We start from the raw sequence: 3,805 nt of genomic DNA, 5'->3' as shown, positions 1-3,805 counted from the left end.
ACGATCAAGACCCCGGATCAGTTCAAGCTGATCGGCAACGAAAAGCTCCACCGCAAGGACAATCACGGCAAGACCACCGGGACCGCGATCTTTGCCATGGATGTCAATCTGCCCGGCATGATCTATGCCGCGATCATGCACAGCCCGAAATTCGGTGGCACTGTTGTATCCTTCGATGACAGTGCGGCAAAGGATGTCGGTGGTTTCATCGCCGCACAGGTCCTGCCAAACAAGGCGGGTGTGGTTGCCTTTGGCAAAAACACCTGGTCGGCATTCCAGGCGCGTGATGCGCTTTCGGTTGAATGGGACTTCAGCGTTGCTGAAACCCGCAGCACCGATGCCCTGATCGCGGCCCATCAGGCCCTGCTTGATGAAAAGCCGGAATTCGAAATCGGCCACGAAATCACGACCGAGAATGTCGCCCCCTTGATCGACGGTGCGTCAAAAACCATTGAGGCTGACTTCACCTTCCCGTATCTGGCGCATGCGTCAATGGAATCGCTGAACTGCACGATTGAGCCAACCGATTTTGGCGTGCGTGTTCATGACGGTTGTCAGTTCCCGACCATCACGCGGCCGACGGTTGCAGCGATCCTTGGGCTTAAACCCGAACAGGTCGAAATCAAGACGCTATATGCCGGTGGTTCGTTTGGCCGTCGCGCCAACCCGACCGCCGATTACAATGCCGAGGCTGCCATGGCCTTTGCCGTGTCGGGCAAGAAAGTCCCGGTCAAACTGGTCTGGAGCCGCGAAGACGACATGAAGGGCGGCTATTACCGCGCCATGTCAGCACATCGGGCAAAGATTGGTCTGGATGCGGATGGCAAGATCGTCGGATGGGACCATCGCCTTGCGATCAAGTCGATCATGAAAGGCACAAGCTTTGAAGGAATGATGGTCCGTGACGGGGTTGATGCGACCTCTGTCGAAGGCGTATCCGAAAGCCTTTATGCCATCCCGAACCAGGCCATCGGCCTGACGGATTTCCATAACCCGGTGCCGGTTCTTTGGTGGCGTTCGGTGGGACATACCCACACAGCCTATGCCATGGAAACCCTGATGGATATGGTCGCAACCGAAAGCGGTCAGGACCCGATCGAACTGCGCCTGTCGATGCTGGACGCAACACAGCCCAACCAGGCCCGCATGATTGAAGCCATCAAGCACGTGCGTGAAATTTCCGGATGGAAAGAAGGCGACAAGCGCGGCTTTGCCTGCCACTTCTCGTTCAATACCTGCGTCGCGGTTGTGGCGGATGTCTCGGTCGATGACACCAGCGTGCATGTCAACAAGCTGTTCATGGCGGTTGAATGCGGTGTGGCTGTAAACCCCGATGTCATTCGTGCGCAGATGGAAGGCGGGGCCGGCTACGGCCTGACAGCGATCTTGCGCAATCAGATCACCCTGACCGACGGTGAAGTCGATCAGTACAACTTCCCGGATTACGAATTGCTTCGTAATCCCGAAATGCCCGAAGTCGAAGTCGCCATCGTTCCATCGAACGGTGCACCGACCGGTGTTGGCGAACCGGGTCTGCCCCCAACCGGGCCGGCCGTTGCCAATGCGATCTTTGCGCAAACCGGCACGCGGATCCTGGAACTTCCCATGACCAAGGCTGGTTTCGACTTCGTGTAAGAGATAACTGCTCGGGGAATCATTTTCCCCCATCCCCCACCCCGTGGTTTCCCGGGCAGTTACCCTTTTGCTGAAAGGGCGAGGAATATGACCAATCAACTTTCCGCAATGCTTGGCACCTGGCAGAAAAACCGCGACAGCACTGAATGGGTGCTGGGAACGGTTTATCGCACCGAAGGGTCGGCTTATCGCAAGGCCGGTGCCATGATGCTGATCAACGGCCACGGACAGCAGTTCGGACTACTCAGCGGTGGCTGCCTTGAGGCCGACATTATCCGCAATGCGCGCCGGGCCATGGTGACCGGCAAGCCTGTCATGTTGACCTATGACGGCACTGACGAAGATGATCTGTCATTCAAACTTGGCGTGGGATGTGGCGGCACGGTCCATATCATGCTCCAGCCGCTTAGTGCTGCAAATGATCTGGGCCTTGGCGATTTGTATGAAGCCCTGCAAAAACGTCAAAGCGGCCTCTATTTCCAGAAGATCGATGCGGTCGAAGGCTATTTCGAAGCTGGCGTGCTTTATGGGCAACGCCCGGCCCATATCGAAAACCGTGAAGACGGCAATTGGCTGGTGACACCGATCCAGCCTGAACCCCATGTTCTTGTGGTGGGCGGTGGCCTTGATGCCCGCCCGGTGATTGGCATTGCCCATCAGATGGGCTGGCAAACAACGCTGGTCGATCCGCGCCCGGCAAATGCCCGGGCCGAGCATTTCCCCACAGCAGGCACCATCCTGCGCAAGATTGATGGTGATTTGGCGACCTATGTGACCGACCATAAAGTCGATGCGGTTATTCTGATGGCCCATAGTGTCAGCATCGATGCCTCGGCCCTTGCGGTCCTTTGCGATGCACCGATCAAACATCTGTCCGCCCTTGGACCACGCCATCGGTTTCGCGATGTTCTGAACGAAGCTGGCATTTCCATGAACGATCTGGCATTTGATATTTCAAGTCCGGCGGGCCTCGACATCGGTGGGCAACTTCCTGAAAGCATTGCTCTTTCGATGTTGTCAGGCATTCATGCCGCCCTGTTCAAACAATCAGCGGCCCCGGCCTTGGCACAAGCCGCCGAATAATGCGACCTTGATGATGACGTCACGCACAGACATCCCAAAACCGAAACTGGCCACACTTCTTCTGGCGGCCGGGGAAAGTGCGCGCTTTGGCGGGCGTAAGCAGCTTGCCGATATCAATGGCAAACCCATGATCGAACATGCCCTTGATGCCCTGTCAGGGATGCCAAAGTCGGACACCTTTGTGGTTCTTGGTGCCTATGGTGATGAAATCGCGCCGTGTCTTAAAAGTGGCTTGACGATTATCACCAATGAACACTGGGCCACGGGGATGGGAAGCTCGATTGCGTGCGGCATGACGAAAATCGCGACCAACGGCGGATATGATGGTGTTCTGATTGCCCTGTGTGATCAGGTCAATCTGACCGGCGATGATTACACCCGATTGATCACAGCCTTTGACGGTGAACAGATTGTCGCAACCCGACACCAAGATGGGCTGGGTGTGCCTGCCATTTTCCCAAAATCTGTCTTTGATGATTTGCAAAGCCTTGCCGGACCGATTGGCGCGCGCAAAATCATCGATAAACATGCCGATAACGTGACCGCCCTATCACTTGCAAATGCCGCACTTGATATCGATACCCAAGATGATTTGAAGCAAGTGACAGACTAAAGCATGCTGCATTTAGTCTGCTCCATTATGTGCCAAACCGGGCAGCGGGGTGTTTCCTGCTGACCCGTCGGCTGAATTGCGGCATGCTTGCATGTCTTGAAAAACGAGATGACGTGAATGAAAGCAACCGCCCACATCATGGTCCTTTTGGTCGAGGACAACATGGATATCGCCGCCACCGTCAGTGACTATCTGACGATTGAAGGCGTTGAATGCGACCATGCCTATGATGGTGAAACCGCCTATCAGATGGCGCTGACCGGTGAGTATGACGTGATCCTGCTTGATCTGATGTTGCCATTCCGCGATGGCATCAGCATCTGCAAGGCGCTGCGCGACGAAGGTGTGGACACCCCGGTTCTTATGCTGACCGCGCGTGATACACTTGATGACAAGATCGAAGGGTTCCACGCCGGGGCGGATGATTATCTGGTCAAACCGTTTGAGCTTGAAGAGCTTCTTTTGCGCACGCGC

Annotated in this window: 4 protein-coding genes; all 4 read left to right on the top strand. The window is 55.7% G+C overall.

What is annotated here, in order from left to right:
* Positions 1-1,635: xanthine dehydrogenase family protein molybdopterin-binding subunit (locus tag B3Z49_RS00020; protein ID WP_296987101.1), on the top strand; the 1,635-nt coding region annotated here is incomplete at its 5' end.
* Positions 1,636-1,722: 87 nt separating this feature from the next.
* Positions 1,723-2,718 carry an XdhC family protein gene (locus B3Z49_RS00015; RefSeq protein WP_296987100.1) on the top strand — a complete coding sequence of 332 codons (996 nt, stop codon included), beginning with the start codon at positions 1,723-1,725 and terminating at the stop codon, positions 2,716-2,718.
* A gap of 10 nt (positions 2,719-2,728) precedes the next feature.
* Positions 2,729-3,331, top strand: coding sequence for a nucleotidyltransferase family protein (locus tag B3Z49_RS00010; protein WP_296987097.1), 603 nt, complete (start codon positions 2,729-2,731; stop codon positions 3,329-3,331).
* Positions 3,332-3,448: 117 nt separating this feature from the next.
* A partial coding sequence (locus B3Z49_RS00005; protein WP_296987094.1) for a response regulator transcription factor occupies positions 3,449-3,805 on the top strand: 357 nt, incomplete at its 3' end.

Source organism: Thalassospira sp. UBA1131 (assembly GCF_002311515.1).
In the GTDB taxonomy this organism is placed as follows: Bacteria; Pseudomonadota; Alphaproteobacteria; order Rhodospirillales; family Thalassospiraceae; genus Thalassospira.
This window is presented reverse-complemented; position numbering and strand designations above follow the sequence as displayed.